General features: G+C 66.8%; 13 protein-coding genes. 1 reads left to right on the top strand and 12 read right to left on the bottom strand.

Going from position 1 to position 15,466, the window contains the following annotated elements; translation table 11 throughout:
* Positions 1 to 14: 14 nt before the first annotated feature.
* The 12 genes from trpA to AB3347_RS14420 form a co-directional block, all read right to left on the bottom strand.
* Positions 15 to 812, bottom strand: coding sequence for a tryptophan synthase subunit alpha (gene trpA / locus AB3347_RS14475; RefSeq protein WP_369092508.1), 798 nt, complete (start codon positions 810 to 812; stop codon positions 15 to 17).
* 52 nt (positions 813 to 864) lie between these two features.
* Positions 865 to 2,106, bottom strand: a complete 1,242-nt coding sequence (gene trpB / locus AB3347_RS14470) for a tryptophan synthase subunit beta (RefSeq protein ID WP_369092507.1) — start codon at positions 2,104 to 2,106, stop codon at positions 865 to 867.
* Positions 2,090 to 2,782: a phosphoribosylanthranilate isomerase gene (locus AB3347_RS14465; protein WP_369092506.1), complete on the bottom strand. Its 693-nt coding sequence runs from the start codon at positions 2,780 to 2,782 to the stop codon at positions 2,090 to 2,092. The genes trpB and AB3347_RS14465 overlap by 17 nt, the downstream gene beginning before the upstream one ends.
* A 22-nt stretch (positions 2,783 to 2,804) precedes the next feature.
* Positions 2,805 to 3,605 (bottom strand): tRNA pseudouridine(38-40) synthase TruA, encoded by an 801-nt coding sequence (gene truA / locus AB3347_RS14460; protein ID WP_369092505.1) that lies wholly within the window; start codon positions 3,603 to 3,605, stop codon positions 2,805 to 2,807.
* Positions 3,602 to 6,715: a FimV/HubP family polar landmark protein gene (locus AB3347_RS14455; RefSeq protein ID WP_369092504.1), complete on the bottom strand. Its 3,114-nt coding sequence runs from the start codon at positions 6,713 to 6,715 to the stop codon at positions 3,602 to 3,604. The genes truA and AB3347_RS14455 overlap by 4 nt, the downstream gene beginning before the upstream one ends.
* Before the next feature lie 264 nt (positions 6,716 to 6,979).
* Complete coding sequence (gene asd, locus AB3347_RS14450; protein WP_369092503.1) at positions 6,980 to 8,107, bottom strand: aspartate-semialdehyde dehydrogenase; 1,128 nt, start codon at positions 8,105 to 8,107, stop codon at positions 6,980 to 6,982.
* Between the two features lie 25 nt (positions 8,108 to 8,132).
* A complete protein-coding gene (gene leuB, locus AB3347_RS14445) occupies positions 8,133 to 9,203 on the bottom strand; it encodes a 3-isopropylmalate dehydrogenase (RefSeq protein ID WP_369092502.1) in 1,071 nt (356 codons plus the stop codon).
* Between the two features lie 10 nt (positions 9,204 to 9,213).
* Positions 9,214 to 9,861 carry a 3-isopropylmalate dehydratase small subunit gene (gene leuD, locus AB3347_RS14440; protein WP_369092501.1) on the bottom strand — a complete coding sequence of 216 codons (648 nt, stop codon included), beginning with the start codon at positions 9,859 to 9,861 and terminating at the stop codon, positions 9,214 to 9,216.
* Between the two features lie 32 nt (positions 9,862 to 9,893).
* Positions 9,894 to 10,019: an entericidin A/B family lipoprotein gene (locus tag AB3347_RS14435; RefSeq protein ID WP_369092500.1), complete on the bottom strand. Its 126-nt coding sequence runs from the start codon at positions 10,017 to 10,019 to the stop codon at positions 9,894 to 9,896.
* Between the two features lie 38 nt (positions 10,020 to 10,057).
* Positions 10,058 to 11,458, bottom strand: coding sequence for a 3-isopropylmalate dehydratase large subunit (gene leuC, locus AB3347_RS14430; RefSeq protein WP_369092499.1), 1,401 nt, complete (start codon positions 11,456 to 11,458; stop codon positions 10,058 to 10,060).
* A 273-nt stretch (positions 11,459 to 11,731) separates the two neighbouring features.
* Entirely contained in the window at positions 11,732 to 13,633 is a 1,902-nt protein-coding gene (locus AB3347_RS14425; RefSeq protein ID WP_369092498.1) for a chemotaxis protein CheA, read from the bottom strand.
* Positions 13,633 to 14,511: a protein phosphatase CheZ gene (locus AB3347_RS14420; protein WP_369092497.1), complete on the bottom strand. Its 879-nt coding sequence runs from the start codon at positions 14,509 to 14,511 to the stop codon at positions 13,633 to 13,635. The genes AB3347_RS14425 and AB3347_RS14420 overlap by 1 nt, the downstream gene beginning before the upstream one ends.
* Positions 14,512 to 14,902: 391 nt before the next feature.
* Between AB3347_RS14420 and AB3347_RS14415 the strand changes: the two genes are divergently transcribed.
* Positions 14,903 to 15,370 carry a universal stress protein gene (locus tag AB3347_RS14415; RefSeq protein ID WP_369092496.1) on the top strand — a complete coding sequence of 156 codons (468 nt, stop codon included), beginning with the start codon at positions 14,903 to 14,905 and terminating at the stop codon, positions 15,368 to 15,370.
* Positions 15,371 to 15,466 lie beyond the last annotated feature (96 nt).

The following is a 15,466-nucleotide window of genomic DNA, read 5'->3' as shown; positions in this document are numbered from 1 at the left end:
CAAGCGAAATTCGCTCAAGCGTCCAGCGCGCTGCGGATCCCCGCGGTAAAGCTGCGCACCGCCTCCACGGCGTTCTCTTTTGGCACCGACTCCAGCTCCTGGATGATCCGGCTGCCGATCACCACCGCGTCCGCCACTTCCGCCACCGCGCGCGCCGTGGCGCCGTCGCGGATGCCGAAGCCGACGCCGATCGGCAGTTTGACGTGCTCGCGGATGGCGCCGACGCGGCGCGCCACGTCCTGGGTATCGATGCTGCCGGCGCCGGTGACGCCCTTGAGCGACACGTAGTAGCTGAAGCCGCTGCCGTACCTGGCCACCTGCTGCACGCGCGCGGTGGTCGAGGTCGGGGCCAGCAGGAAGATCAGGTCGAGGTCGCTCGCGCGCATGGCCTCGGCAAAGGCCGCGCATTCTTCCGGCGGATAGTCGACCACGATGGCGCCGTCGGCGCCGGCTTCCTTCGCGCAGCGGATGAAGTTGTCGGGGCCGATGCGCTCGATCGGATTGGCGTAGCCCATCAGGACCACCGGCGTGCTGGTGTCGGTCTTGCGGAATTCGCGCACGAAGCCGAAGACATCCTGCAGGCCGACGTTGAACTTGAGCGCGCGTTCGCAGGCGCGCTGGATCACCGGGCCTTCGGCCATCGGGTCGGAAAAGGGAACGCCCAGCTCGAGGACGTCGGCGCCGCCCTCCACCAGGGCGTGCATCAGCGGCACGGTCAGTTCGGGCCCGGGGTCGCCGGCGGTGATGAAGGTCACGAGGCCGGTCTTGTTCTGCGCCTTCAGGGCGGCAAAGGTCGATGCAATACGGGACATGCTGTTCTTTCTTGTCAAAGGTTCACGGAGGATGGGCGAAGCAGCCGATGGTTCAGCTGAAATCCAGCCCCATCCTCTGCGCCACCGTGTGCATGTCCTTGTCGCCGCGGCCCGACAGGTTGACCAGGATGAGCTGGTCCTTCGGCAGGGTCGGCGCCAGCTTGGTCGCGTAGGCGATCGCGTGCGAGGACTCCAGCGCCGGGATGATCCCTTCGATGCGGCAGCAGTCGTGGAAGGCGGCCAGCGCCTCGTCGTCCGTGATCGACACGTATTCGGCGCGCTGGATGTCCTTCAGCCAGGCGTGTTCCGGTCCCACGCCCGGGTAGTCCAGGCCGGCCGACACCGAATGGGTCTCGATGATCTGTCCGTTCGCATCCTGCAGCAGGTAGGTGCGGTTGCCGTGCAACACGCCCGGGATGCCGGCGCTCAGCGAGGCCGCATGCTTGCCCGTCTCCAGTCCCTCGCCCGCCGGCTCGACGCCGACCAGCTTCACGCCCGGTTCGTCGATGTAGGGGTAGAAGATGCCCATGGCGTTCGAGCCGCCGCCGACGCAGGCCAGCACGTAGTCGGGCTGGCGGCCGGTCATGGCCGGCATCTGCACGCGGCATTCCTCGCCGATCACCGACTGGAAGTCGCGCACCATCATCGGATACGGGTGCGGACCGGCCACGGTGCCGATGATGTAGAAGGTGCTTTCGATGTTGGTGACCCAGTCGCGCATCGCTTCGTTGAGCGCGTCCTTCAGGGTCTTGGAGCCGGATTCCACCGGCACCACGGTCGCGCCCAGCAGTTTCATGCGGTAGACGTTCTGGGCCTGGCGCTTGACGTCCTCGCTGCCCATGTAGACCACGCACTCCATGCCGAAACGCGCGCAGATGGTGGCGGTGGCCACGCCGTGCTGGCCGGCGCCGGTCTCGGCGATGATGCGCTTCTTGCCCATGCGGCGCGCCAGCAGGGCCTGGCCGATCACGTTGTTGATCTTGTGTGCGCCGGTGTGGTTCAGGTCTTCGCGCTTGAAGAAGATCTGGGCGCCGCCGAGCTGCTCGGACCAGCGCTTGGCGTGGTACACCGGCGAGGGACGGCCGACGAAGTGGGCCAGCTCGTAGCGGAATTCTTCGAGGAATTCGGGGTCGTTCGAATAGCGCGCGTAGGCCTCGTTCAGCTCGGCCAGGGCGTGCGACAGGGTCTCGGCGACGAAGCTGCCGCCATAGGGGCCGAAGTGCCCGCGCTGGTCGGGCAGTTGATAGTCAGGGGTCTGGAACAGCGGAGCATTTCCGCTAGGACGATCTTTCATGATGGTTCTCACTCGAAATGATGGCGTCGGCCGCCCGCACGGCGCCGATGAAGTCGGCGATTCTGCGGGCATCCTTGATGCCCTTCTGCGCTTCGACGCCACTGCTGACGTCGACCGCGAAGGGACGAACACGTACCACCGCGTCAGTCGCGTTTTGTACGTTCAAGCCACCACTCAAAACGACCCGAGGCGCGAGCTCTTTTGGGACGAGAGACCAATCGAAAACCTTTCCTGCGCCGCCGTAAGCGTCCACCCAGGTATCCAGCAGGAGGCCGGAGAACCAGGGGCTGGCGGCGCGGTATGTGCGCTCATATTCTAGCAGTTCGTCCGGGCTTGTGTCCGGCCTGACGCGGTAGGCCCGCACGAAGGGGCGCTGCAGGGCGGCGGCCAGTTCGGCGCACTGTGCGGGCGTTTCGTCGCCATGGAACTGAATCAGGGACAGCGGCGCATGCGCCGCCACCGCCCGCGCCTCTTCCAGGCTGGCGTTGACGAACAGCGCCACCGCGCTCACGAAGGGCGGCAGCGCCTTGCACAGCTCGCCAGCCTGGGCAGGCGTGACGTAGCGCGGGCTTTTCGGGTAAAACACGAAACCCAGCGCGTCGGCGCCGGACTGGACGGCCGCGCGCAGGTCTTCCTCGCGCGTGATGCCGCAAATCTTGATACGGGTGCGTTGCATAGCTGATTCCAGGTGGCGTGGCTCAGAGCCAGGGAAGCGGATGGGATGGCTCCTGCGGCAGTCCCCACTTGGGATCGTAATCGATTTTGGCCAGGTACAGGCCGTCCGGCATGAAAGTGGGCGCCGCCACGTCGCGCGAGCGGCTCTCCAGCACTTCTTTCATCCAGCCGGGCTCGTTGCGGCCCGTGCCCACGTAGATCAGCGAGCCGACGATGTTGCGCACCATGTGATGGAGAAAAGCGCTGGCGCGCACCGTGAACACGAGCACGTCGCCATAGCGCTGGATGCCGACCTCGTGCATCTGCTTGACCGGCGAATTGGCCTGGCAGCCCGAGGCCCGGAAGGCCGAGAAATCGTGCTCGCCGAGCAGGTGTTGCCCGGCCTCGACCATGCGCTCGACGTCCAGCGGACGGAACACCCACCCTGCCCGGCCGGCCAGCAGTGCCGACGGGTTCGGGTTGTTGTAGAGCACGTAGTGATAGGTGCGCGAGCGCGCCGAGAAGCGCGCGTGGAATTCGTTGCCCTCGGGATCGGGCGCGACCTCGTGCGCCCAGCGCACCACGATCGAATCGGGCAGGAAGGCGTTCACGCCGCGCACCCAGCTCTGCATGGCGCGGTCGAGCTCGGTGTCGAAGTGGACCACCTGCTCGATGCCGTGCACGCCGGCGTCGGTGCGGCCGGCACAGGTGGTGGCAAGCGGCGTGCAGGCGAACTTCTCGAGGGCGATCTCGAGACGGTCCTGGACCGTGTTGCGCGCCGGTTGCTTCTGGTAACCGTTCCAGGTGGTGCCTACATACTGGACACCCAGTGCGATGCGCCTCACGCGAGCAGCGAGCGCATTGCGCTGGCCTTGCTCACCTGTTCGCTGCTGCCGCCCTTGATGACTTCATCGAGCAGCTCGCGCGCACCTTCCTTGTCGCCGATCTCCTGGTAGGCGATCGCGAGGTCGAGCTTTGTTTCCATTTCCATGTGTTCGGGCGAGAGTGCGGCCGGCTCGGCTGCCTGCTCCGGCAGCTGCGTCGGCTGTTCGGGCGACGGCAGGTCGAGGTCGATGTCGGCCAGGTCGAAGCTCGGCTCCAGCGCTGCGCCCGCGGCAGCGTTTGCCGGGATTTCTTCCAGCGCGAACGGCTCGGCAGCATCCGCCGGCATGTCGAAGTCGAAGGACGCGGCGGCCGCTGCCGGCGCAGGCGTGGCGGCGGCCGGCGGTGCGTCGAACTCGAAGGGTTCCACCGAGGCTTGGGACTGGGCCAGGGCCGGGGCCGGCGCCGGTGCAACTTCGCCCGGGCTGCCGAAGTCCATGGTATCGAGGTCGAACAGCGGATCGTCCGCGCCGAGCGCGGACGCCGGGGCGGCGGCCACGGCAGGCAGCGCGTCGTGGAACGGGGTCGCCTCGGCCACGCCGGCGGGCGCCGCCGGGGTCGCCGGCAGGCCGAAGTCCATCGTATCGAGGTCGAACAGCGGGTCCTTCTCTTGCGTGGCGGCGACCGCCATCGACACCTCGTCCTCGGCCACCGCAGGCAGCGGCGGCAGGTCGAACTCGGCGGCCAGGCCGGCCATGTCGACGGCCGGGACATCCGCCGCATCGCGGGCCTCGGCCTGCGGCGCCCGCTCCGTATCCGGAGACGGGTCGCCGAAACTCATGTCGAAGGCCAGGTCGAAGGATTCTTCGCTGGCGGGAGCCGGCGCCGCGGTGAGGTCGGCCGGCGTGATCGGGTCCAGCCCAAAGTCGAGGTCCGGCACGGCGGTCGCATCCTGGGCCGCGTCCGGGCCGGCCATCGCGATCGGTTCGGTGCTGCTGACCGGCTCGAAGGTCAGGCCGCCCAGGTCGAAGTCGAGCGCGTTGTCCTCGGCGCGTGGTTCGGCAGCGGCATCGAGCGCCGGCACCGCGGTCGCTTCCAGCTGCTCCTCATGGTCGGCGTGATCCATCGCCGCATAGGCGCCGGCGCCCAGGACGGCTGCCGGAGCGCCGCTGCGGAAGGCGTCTTCCAGCTGCTTCGACAACAGCGACTGCTGGTCGCGTTCCTGCGGGCTCGGGGTGTGCGCGGCCGGCATGCTGCCGCCGGCATACAGCGGATTGGTCGGGTCGATGCTCAGGCCCAGGGCTGCGGCCTGGGCCCATTCGTCGCCCTGGCCGCGCGTCATGCCATACAGCTCGCCGGCCTGGGTCTCGAAGGCGCGCAGGTCCTTGCGGGCGGCGTAGATCTCGAGCAGCTTGAGGCGCACCGGATGCCGTTCCGGTTGGGTGCGCAGGGCTTCCTTCAGGATCTCTTCGGCCTGGGCATCGCGGCCGTAGGCGATGTAGACGTCGGCTTCGGCGACCGGATCGACCTCGTTGGTGTCGAGCTGCGAGGCCGACGGCGCGAAGCTGGAGTTGAACACGCTGTTGCTGGTGTCGACGCTCTGGCCGCCCGCTTCCGCGAACAGCGAATGGGCGGCCTGGCCCGGCACGCCCAGCACCGACGGTTCCGCGACCACCGACTTGGGGCCGTCCTTTTTCTTCCTGCGGCGCTGCGAGAGGCCCAGCGCGGCCAGCAGCAGGATGGCGGCGCCGCCGGCGACGTAGTTGATGTTGTCCATCAGCGTGTCGGCGAAGCCCTTCTCTTGCGGCTTGGCCGGCTTCGGCGTCTGCGGCCTGGCCTTCTCGGCAGGCTTGGCTGCCGGGGCGGCCGGCGCTTGCGCGCCCTTCTCGGCCGCGGCGCCGGCGGCAGTACCCGCGGCAGCGGCCACGGCCGCGTTCTCGGCCTCGCTGCCGGAGCGGCTCTTCACCGTCATCAGCTCTTCGAGCTCGTTGACGTTCTTCTCGAGTTCCTTGACGCGCGCCTGGGCCTGGGCCAGCTCGCGCTCGCGCGCGATGCTGTCTTCGGCGCTGGCGTTCGTCGCGCCGTCGCCGGGCGCGCCGCCCTTGGCCGGGGTGGCCTTGGACAGGCGCAGCTGGTCCTGCGATTCGTTGGCGGCGGTCGGGCGCTCCTCGACCTTGGCGGTGATCTTGCCGGCCGCGCTCTGGCCGGCCTGCGGCGCGCGCTGCGGCGCCGCGTTGGCGACCTGCCCCGCCAGCTTGTTGCGGTAGGCATTGAAGTCGGCCGCGTGCGCGATCACGACGCCGCGCGCTTCGGCGTCGCCGCTGCTGCCCCCCCGGATGGCGCCTGAATCCGGCACCGACAGGATCTGGCCCGACTTCAGGCGGTTCATGTTATTGCCGATGAAGGCATCCGGATTGGCGCGGTACAGCGCCACCAGCATCATGTCGAGCGAGATGTCGGCCGGGCGCAGCTTGGCGGCGATCTTGCCGAGCGTGTCGCCCGGGCGCACGCGGTAGCTCGACGCGGCGGCGGCCGGCGTGGCGGCCGGAGCGGCGGCACGCGGCGCCGGCGCTTCGCGGCGCGGCTGTTCCTGCGGCTGCTGGGCGACCGTGCTTGCCGGCTGGACCGGCTGGGCCGGCGCGGGACGCGCCGCCGGCTGGGCCGCCGGGCGCGTTTCCGCCGCCACCTGGGCCGACTGGGTCGCGCGCAGTTCGGCCGGGTCGAGCAGGAAGGTGTACTCCCGCACCAGGCGGCCATTGTTCCAGGACAGCTCGAGCAGCATGTCCACGAACGGCTCGTTCAGCGGCTGCGTCGAGCTCACGCGGATGACCTGGCGGCCGGCGCGCTGCTCGACATTGAAGCGCAGCGACAGCAGGGCCGGGTTGAAATCGATATTCGCCGAGCGGAAGGCTTCCGGCGAGGCCAGCTTCACTGCCAGGCTGGATGCGTCCTCACCGGCGGTCGTCGTCAGTTCGATCTCGGCGCGCAGCGGCTGGCCGAGCGCCGACAGCACCGTCAGTTTTCCGAGGCCGGCAGCTTGGGCGGCGGGCGACAGGAGCACGGCGCTGGCCACGGCCGCGGTGACTGTTTTCAGCGCAAACGCCATGAGCGGAGGACGGTGAGGAAAATGCATAGTTGGCAGCGAAAGTTAGCTAAGGAAAGTTGACCAGAGGAAAGACGTTTCCCGGGAGTCTCAACATATCATCATGCTCTGGAGCATGCAAGCTCCCCGCGCACATGGAAGGCGCGGCGACTGGGGATGTGTGGCCAGAATGACCGATGCGGAGTGAAATTGATAGCGTTTGATTACAAGCGCTTAGCAATTTTACAGGAGGTATGGCAAGGCTGCCAACATGCGTCGGGTGGACGGCGCTGCCGTCCACCCGAGGGAACAGCTTTACTTGTCGAGCACGATGCGCAGCATGCGGCGCAGCGGCTCGGCGGCGCCCCACAGCAGCTGGTCGCCGACGGTGAAGGCCGACAGGTAATCGTTACCCATCGACATCTTGCGCAGGCGGCCCACCGGAATGGTCAGCCCGCCGGTGACGGCGGCCGGCGACAGCTCGACCATCGAGGCTTCGCGGGTGTTCGGCACCACCTTCACCCACTGGTTGTGCGAGGCAATGATGTCGTTGATCTCGTCCAGCGGCACATCGCGGGTCAGCTTGATGGTCAGCGCCTGCGAGTGGCAGCGCATGGCGCCGATGCGCACGCACAGGCCGTCCACCGGAATCGCCCTGGAACCAAAGCCTTCGCCGCGGCCGAGGATCTTGTTGGTCTCGGCGCCGGCCTTCCACTCTTCCTTCGACTGGCCGTTGCCCAGGTCCTTGTCGATCCACGGGATCAGGTTGCCGGCCAGCGGCACGCCGAACTGCCTGGTTTCTTCCGCGGACAGCCCATGCTGGGTGGCCAGCACGGTACGGTCGATCTCGAGGATGGCCGAGGCCGGGTCGTCCAGCAGCGGCTTGACGGCGCCGTTGATGGTGCCGAACTGGGTCAAGAGTTCGCGCATGTGCTGGGCGCCGCCGCCCGATGCGGCCTGGTAGGTCATGGAAGTCATCCACTCGACCAGGCCTTGCTCGAACAGGCCGCCCAGGCCGATCAGCATGCAGGAGACGGTGCAGTTACCGCCGATGAAATTCTTCACGCCGCGCGACATGGCGTTCTTGATGACGTCCTTGTTCACCGGATCCAGCACGATGACAGCGTCGTCGTTCATGCGCAGGGTCGAGGCGGCGTCGATCCAGTAGCCGTTCCAGCCGCTGGCGCGCAGCTTCGGGAACACCTCGGTGGTGTAGTCGCCGCCCTGGCAGGAGATGATGATCTCGCACTTGGACAGCTCGGCAATGTCGGTGGCGCTCTTCAGCGTGGTTTCGTTCTTCGCCATCTTGGGTGCGGCGCCGCCCGGGTTCGAGGTGGTGAAGAACACCGGCTCGATGTGGTCGAAATCGCCCTCTTCCTGCATGCGCTGCATCAGGACCGATCCCACCATGCCGCGCCAACCTACCAAGCCTACCAGTTTCATGTTTTTTCCTTGGAGTATCTACAATCTATTGCAGGGCTGCGAGGACCGCATCGCCCATTTCTTCGGTACCGACCTTGCTGGTACCGGCTTCGTAAATGTCGGGAGTGCGCAGGCCCTGGGCCAGCACCCGCTTGACCGCGTTCTCGATGCGGTCGGCCTGCTCGGCACGCCCGAACGTAAAGCGCAGCATCATCGCCGCCGACAGGATGGTCGCCAGCGGATTGGCCACGCCCTGGCCGGCGATGTCCGGCGCCGAGCCGTGCGAAGGCTCGTACAGGCCCTTGTTGTTCGCATCCAGCGAGGCCGAGGGCAGCATGCCGATCGAGCCGGTGAGCATGGCGGCGGCGTCCGACAGGATGTCGCCGAACATGTTGCCGGTGACGATGACGTCGAACTTCTTCGGCGCCCGCACCAGCTGCATGGCGGCGTTGTCGACGTACATGTGCTCGAGCTCGACGTCCTGGTATTCCTTGTGCACCTCGGTGACGATGTCGCGCCAGAACTGGAAGGTTTCCAGCACATTGGCCTTGTCGACGCTGGTGACGCGGCGGTTGCGCTTGCGCGCCGCCTGGAAGGCCACGTGGGCGATGCGGCGGATCTCGCCTTCGGCATAGCGCATGGTGTCGAAGCCTTCGCGCTGGCCGGCGAACGGGCCGTCCGGGCATTCGCGCACGCCGCGCGGCTTGCCGAAATAGATGTCGCCGGTGAGCTCGCGGATGATCAGGATGTCCAGGCCGGACACGACCTCGGGTTTGAGCGTGGAGGCGCCTGCAAGTTCCGGGTACAGGATGGCCGGACGCAGGTTGGCGAACAGGCCGAGTTCGCGGCGCAGGCCGAGGATGGCCTGCTCGGGACGCAGCGCACGCTCGAGCGTGTCGTACTTGTAGTCGCCGACGGCGCCGAACAGCACCGCGTCGGCTTCCTTCGCCAATTTCAGCGTGCCCTCGGGCAACGGGTGGCCGTGGGCCGCGTAGCCGGCGCCGCCGACTTGCGCGGTTTCGAGTTCAAAGGGTTCGCCCAGCGCGTTCAGGACCTTGACCGCCTGGTCCATGATCTCGGGGCCGATGCCGTCGCCCGGCAGGATTGCGATTTTCATGCGTTCTCTCTCAAATCGTGTTGGCCAGCCACGGCTGCGCAGCCAGGTGGCGCTGTTCGAAGACGCGGATGTCGTCGGCGTGGCGCAGGGTCAGGCCGATGTCGTCCAGGCCGTTGAGCAGGCAGTACTTGCGGAAATCGTCGATGGCGAAGCCGTAGGCGATGCTGCCGTCCGCGCTGCCGATGCGCTGCTGCTCGAGGTCCACGGTCAGCTTGAAGCCGGGCGTGCTTTCCACCGCCTTGAACAGTCCGTCCACCTCTTCTTCGGACAGCACGATCGGCAGCAGGCCGCTCTTGTAGCAGTTGTTGAAGAAGATGTCGGCAAAGCTCGGCGCCACGATGGCGCGGAAGCCGTACTGCTGCAGGGCCCAGGGCGCGTGCTCGCGCGAGGAGCCGCAGCCGAAGTTCTTGCGCGCCAGCAGGATCGAGGCGCCCGCGTAACGCGGCTGGTTCAGCACGAACTCCGGATTGACCGGACGGCTGCTGCAGTCCTGGCCCGGCTCGCCGTGATCCAGGTAGCGCCACTCGTCGAATAGATTCGGGCCGAAGCCGGTACGGCGGATCGATTTCAGGAACTGCTTCGGGATGATGGCGTCGGTATCGACGTTGGCGCGATCCAGCGGCGCCACCAGGCCTTCGTGTACGGTGAATTTATCCATGGCCGCTCCGGCTCCTTGCTCTTGTTGAATGATTATTTGCCGCCGGCGCTGGTGACGACCTGACCGACCTTCTGCACGTCCTTGCCGATGCCCGAGATGGTGTTGCAGCCGGTGAGGACGAATGCGGCGGCGAGTGCGAGGGCGATGACTTTCTTCATGATGTTCCTGTTGTTACGGTTAAAGCGGTATTAACGTTTCAAAGTGCGCGTACGTCGACAAAGTGACCGGCGATGCCTGCGGCGGCCGCCATCGCGGGCGAGACCAGGTGGGTACGGCCGCCCTGCCCCTGGCGTCCCTCGAAGTTGCGGTTCGAGGTCGAGGCGCAGCGCTCGCCCGGCTCCAGGCGGTCGGCGTTCATCGCCAGGCACATCGAGCAGCCCGGCTCGCGCCATTCGAAACCGGCGTCCTTGAAGACGCGGTCGAGGCCTTCGCGCTCGGCCTGTTCCTTGACCAGGCCCGAACCCGGCACCACCATCGCCAGCTTGACGGTGGGCGCGCGCCGGCGGCCGCGCACGACCTCGGCGGCCGCGCGCAGGTCTTCGATGCGCGAGTTGGTGCAGGAGCCGATGAAGACCTTGTCGATCCGGATCTGGTCGATCGGGGTGTTCGGCGCCAGGTCCATGTAGGCCAGCGCCTTTTCGATGGCGCCGCGGCGCACCGCATCGCTTTCCTCGCGCGGGTCCGGCACGCGGCCGTCCACCGAGGTGACCATCTCGGGCGAGGTGCCCCAGGTGACCTGCGGGCGGATCTCCGATGCGTCGAGTTTCACCACGGTGTCGAATTGCGCGCCTTCGTCCGAATGCAGGGTGCGCCAGTAGGTCACGGCCTGTTCCCATTGCTCGCCCTTGGGCGAGAACGGGCGGCCCTTGACGTAGTCGATGGTGGTGTCGTCCACCGCGACCATGCCGGCGCGCGCGCCCGCTTCGATCGCCATGTTACAGACCGTCATGCGGCCTTCCATCGACAGCGCGCGGATGGTCGAGCCGCCGAATTCGATGGCGTAGCCGGTGCCGCCGGCGGTGCCGATCCTGCCGATCACGGCCAGCACGATGTCCTTGGCGGTCACGCCCGGCAGCAGTTCGCCTTCGACCTGCACCAGCATCGACTTCGATTTCTTGGCCAGCAGGGTTTGCGTGGCCAGCACGTGCTCGACTTCCGAGGTGCCGATGCCGTGCGCCAGGCAGCCGAAGGCGCCGTGGGTGCTGGTGTGCGAGTCGCCACAGACCACGGTCATGCCGGGCAGCGTGGCGCCCTGCTCCGGGCCGATCACGTGCACGATGCCCTGGCGCTTGTCGTTCATGTCGAAGTAGGTCAGGCCGAAGCTCTTCGCGTTGGCGTCCAGGGTCTCGACCTGCAGGCGCGAGGTGGGGTCGGCGATGCCCTGGGCGCGGTCGGTGGTCGGCACGTTGTGGTCGGCCACGGCCAGGTTGCTGGAGGTGCGCCATAGTCCGCGGCCGGCCTCGCGCAGGCCCTCGAAGGCTTGCGGGCTGGTGACTTCGTGCACCAGGTGGCGGTCGATGTAGAGGACTGTGGTGCCATCGGCGTCGGCACGCACGACATGGGAATCCCAGAGTTTGTCGTAGAGCGTTTTTTGCATGGTCTATCCGGTGAACGCGATACCCCTGATGCGGGGACGATTTTTGATTATGCCATAATTGTGCACTGCCGCACCAAGCCGGGGCAACGCATTTTTCTGCCAATCAATCCACGTACATGCAAATATTATTTGCATAGACAACTTGCGATGCAAATTAAAAAAGCCTGAGCGGGCTTGCTCAGGCTTTTGTATGCGCTTTTGTCACAGAGTGGAAACAATCCCCGCTTTGCGCACTGCGGTAACTACGTAGGGTGGTCGGCAAAGCCGACCACCCTACGCCGCGAGGCGCACGTTGCTGCGGCAGCCATCCATCAGGAAGGACAGGCCGACCACCAGCACCAGTTCGCCCTCGGCCGAACGGGCGGTGCCCGTGATGCCTTCGACGGAGAGCGCGGTCATCGGCTTGATCACCAGGTCGGCCGTGCCGTCCACCGCGTTCACCGCCAGGATGTAGGGTTGCGGCGCGTTGATGACGATGCCGACGCGTTCCGAGCAGGCTTCGTAGCCCAGCGCCAGGGCCAGCGAACGCACCGGCAGCGGGCGTCCCTGGTCCTTCAGCACCGGCGCGCCGCCGACGCACTGGAACTCTTCCGGCAGCTCGACCACGCGCTCGACGACGGCCATCGGCAGCGCCAGCGAGGCGCCCGAGGTCGACACCAGCATGGTCGGGACGATCGACAGTTCGATCGGCAGGCGGATCGCAAACTTGGTGCCATGGCCGAGCGACGAATCGATGCGGATCGCGCCGCGGTTCTTCTCGACCGCGGTCTTGACCACGTCCATGCCCACGCCGCGCCCCGACACCGAGGAAGCCACTTCCTTGGTCGAGAAGCCCGGCAGGAACACCAGCTGGTAGGCGTCGTCGTCGTTCGGGGCGCCGTTCTCGCCGATCAGGCCCTTGTCGATCGCCTTGCGGCGCAGCCTGACCGGGTCCATGCCCTTGCCGTCGTCCTGCAGCACGATCATGACGCTGTTGGCTTCCTGCCATGCCTTGAGCAGGATGAAGGCCTTGGCCGGCTTGCCGGCGGCCACGCGTTCTTCCGGCGACTCGACGCCGTGGTCGAGCGCGTTGCGCAGCATGTGCACCAGCGGGTCGTACAGGCTGTCCACCACCACGCGGTCGACCTCGGTCTCGGCGCCTTCGATGGTCAGTTCGACATCCTTGCCCAGGTCCTTGGCCAGCTCGCGCACCAGGCGCGGGAATTTCTGGAACAGGCGGCCGACCGGCTGCATGCGGGTGGCCAGCGTGGCGCGCTGCAGTTCGGCCGAGTAACGCGACGCGCGTTCCAGGGTCTCGGTGAGCGTGGCCATCAGGGCGGCGGCCGGGCCTTCGAACTTGAACTGCTGCAGGCGTTCGAGCAGCACGGCGGCCTGGTTGGCGGCCTGCACCGATTCGCCCGCCACTTCCAGCAGTGCGTCCAGCTTGACCGCATCGATGCGGATGCTTTCGTCCTTGGCCGGGGCGCTTGCTGCGCGCGCATCGGCGACCTTGTCGTTCTGGCGGCGGTCGACGCCGTCCCAGCCGCCCGGTTTGGCGGCCGGCGCAGCGTCGGCAGCGGCAGCGGCAGGCGCCTGGGCAACAGCCGCGGTGGCGGCCACGGCCGGCGCCGATCCTGCGGCAATCGCGACGCTCGCGGGCACTACGGCGTTGTACATGCCAACCCAGTCGAGGCCATCGTCACCTGCGGCCGGGACTGCGGCAAGGGCGACAGGCGCAGCGGCGACCGCTGCAGCCGCGGGTACGGCGGCCGGCGCCGCAGCCGGAGCGGCCGGGGCTGCGCTCGGCGCGCCCTTGCCTTCGATCGCGTCCTTCAGGATGCGTTCGAGCGCTTCCGGCATCTGCGCCAGGCCTTCCGGCGGCGTGCCGTTGTTGAGGTCGTTCAACTGGTCGGCCACGAAGCCGGAGGCTTCGAGCGCGGCTTCGATCGCGAGCGGCGTGACCGGCGCGGCGCCGGTGCGCAGCGCGTCGAACAGGTTCTCGGTCAGGTGGCAGGCCGCGACCAGCGCGGGCAGGCCCATGAAGCCGGCGCCGCCCTTGATCGTGTGGAAGGAACGGAACACCGCGTTCAGCGTTTCCTTGTTGTCGGGATCGCGTTCGAGGCGCAGCAAATGTTCTTCAACATTCACTGCAAGGTCCATCGCCTCGACGACGAAGTCCTTGAGCATATCGTCCATTAGAACCCCAGATCGGCCAGAAGATCGTCAACACTGTCCTGGTTCAGTGCCGTATCCGGCACCGACGGGCCCTGCATCAGCGGCGCAGGCGCAGGCGGGACTTCTTTCTTGGCCAGCTTTTCCTTCAGGTCGGCGGGGGCGCTGTCGCGCAGCAGCTGCGCCAGCTCGGCTTCGACGGTCTGGGTGATCTTGACCACCTTCTTGATCAGCTGGCCGGTGATGTCCTGGAAGTCCTGCGCCATCATGATCTCGAGCAGGCGCGCCTTTTCCGCTTCGGTCGCTTCGTTGACGGCGGCGGCGAACTGGCGCGCGTCGCCGGCCAGGGCCTTGAACTCGTCCAGGCTCAGCTTGCCCGAGAACAGGTCGGCCCAGCGGTTTTCCATGTCCTTGGCCTGCTTCGACAGCAGGTCCTGCGCCGGCATGCCTTCGTCCAGGGTGTTCAGCACCTTGTTGGCGGCCTGCTCGGTGAGAGTGGCGACGTATTCCAGGCGGTCCTGGGCATCGTTGATGGCCGACGAGGCTTCGGTCAGCGCCTTGTCGTAGCCCAGCTCGCGCAGCGAATCGTGCAACAGGCGCACGATGCCGCCGAGGCGCTCGAACATGGCGTGCTCGCCGTCGCTGCTGGCGGCCGGCAGGGTCGTTGCAGCCACCGGAGCGGCCGCAGCCGTGGCAACCGGCGCGGCCGCGGCGGTCGCCGGAGCGCTCGAGGCGGCCACCTGGTCGAACAGGGATTCGAGGTCGTCCTCGTCGGCCGGGGCGGCATTTGCCGCAGCGGGCGCGGCCTCGGGCGCCGGCGCCGGGGCGGCGGCGGGAGCGCTGGCGCGCTGCGCCGCCACTTCCTCGAATAGTGCGTCGAAATCGTCAGCGGCGTTGGTCATGATCCCTGCTTCTCCATGGTGTTTAAGTTCGCAATGAGCGTTGCAATTACGGTATTTTTACTGCGCCCATCCGGCCATTTCGGCGGCACGCGGGATGGGTCAAATCTGCATGGGAGTGTAGCAGTGTGGTTGCCGTAGGTAAATGTCGGAGACGGAGACGCAACAAAATGGACAGTGAAACTTAATTCCGCGACAATTAAATTGCAGGGTTCCTGAATAATTACACAAGGGAGGTGTTGTTTTTCGTAACGCGAAGCGTATTCTTAACCCGGTGTTGTTGTGCCATTGAAATAAATACCCGGAGTTTGATCGAGCTCAACAGTTTGCGTTCTTGCAATCGCCGCCATGCCGTGTTCGCTCCAGAATGGCGTGGCCATTGGAGGAGTCAACCATGTATCGCAAAATCCTGATCACCACCGACGGCTCGGCCGTGTCGCAGCATACGGCCTGCGCCGGTGTCAAATTCGCGCAACAGATGGGCGCCGAGGTGCTGGCCCTGTTCGTCGCGCCCGAGTACCAGTACCCCGTCTATGTGGAAATCATTCCGCCCTCCTACCCCAGCGAAGAGGAATACATCGCCCAGATGCGCCGCATGGGCGAAGAATACATGGGCAAGATCATGCGTTCCTGCGCCGGCGCAGGCCTGAAGCATGCGTGCATGACCGCGTTTTCCGACAGCGCCGCCCTCAAGATCGTCGACGTCGCCGAGCAGGAAGGCTGCGACCTGATCTTCATGGGCTCGCACGGCCGCAGCGGCTGGGGCCAGCTGTTGCTGGGCAGCGTCACCAACAAGGTGCTGTCGCACACGAGCAAGCCGGTGCTGGTGCACCGCCTGATCAGCGAGCCGGCGCCGGCATGAGGCGCGCAGCAGGGCATGGCCCCGGGAAGCCGGCTCCGGGCCCCGGGAAGCCGGCTCCGGGCCCCGGGAAGCCGGACCTGACGAAAGTACGACAAA

Source organism: Massilia sp. X63, assembly GCF_041023745.1.
In the GTDB taxonomy this organism is placed as follows: domain Bacteria; phylum Pseudomonadota; class Gammaproteobacteria; order Burkholderiales; family Burkholderiaceae_D; genus Telluria.
The sequence above is the reverse complement of the archived record's forward strand: the minus strand, read 5'-3'. Positions and strand labels throughout refer to the sequence as shown.

What these genes read in the sequence shown, in the direction of transcription:
- trpB (WP_369092507.1), bottom strand. Translation starts at nt 2,106, where the DNA reads ATGAAAGATCGTCCTAGCGGAAATGCTCCGCTGTTCCAGACCCCTGAC.
- AB3347_RS14415 (WP_369092496.1), top strand. Translation starts at nt 14,903, where the DNA reads ATGTATCGCAAAATCCTGATCACCACCGACGGCTCGGCCGTGTCGCAG.
- trpA (WP_369092508.1), bottom strand. Translation starts at nt 812, where the DNA reads ATGTCCCGTATTGCATCGACCTTTGCCGCCCTGAAGGCGCAGAACAAG.
- asd (WP_369092503.1), bottom strand. Translation starts at nt 8,107, where the DNA reads ATGAAACTGGTAGGCTTGGTAGGTTGGCGCGGCATGGTGGGATCGGTC.
- leuD (WP_369092501.1), bottom strand. Translation starts at nt 9,861, where the DNA reads ATGGATAAATTCACCGTACACGAAGGCCTGGTGGCGCCGCTGGATCGC.
- AB3347_RS14425 (WP_369092498.1), bottom strand. Translation starts at nt 13,633, where the DNA reads ATGGACGATATGCTCAAGGACTTCGTCGTCGAGGCGATGGACCTTGCA.
- AB3347_RS14455 (WP_369092504.1), bottom strand. Translation starts at nt 6,715, where the DNA reads ATGCATTTTCCTCACCGTCCTCCGCTCATGGCGTTTGCGCTGAAAACA.
- AB3347_RS14435 (WP_369092500.1), bottom strand. Translation starts at nt 10,019, where the DNA reads ATGAAGAAAGTCATCGCCCTCGCACTCGCCGCCGCATTCGTCCTCACC.
- AB3347_RS14465 (WP_369092506.1), bottom strand. Translation starts at nt 2,782, where the DNA reads ATGCAACGCACCCGTATCAAGATTTGCGGCATCACGCGCGAGGAAGAC.
- leuC (WP_369092499.1), bottom strand. Translation starts at nt 11,458, where the DNA reads ATGCAAAAAACGCTCTACGACAAACTCTGGGATTCCCATGTCGTGCGT.
- leuB (WP_369092502.1), bottom strand. Translation starts at nt 9,203, where the DNA reads ATGAAAATCGCAATCCTGCCGGGCGACGGCATCGGCCCCGAGATCATG.
- AB3347_RS14420 (WP_369092497.1), bottom strand. Translation starts at nt 14,511, where the DNA reads ATGACCAACGCCGCTGACGATTTCGACGCACTATTCGAGGAAGTGGCG.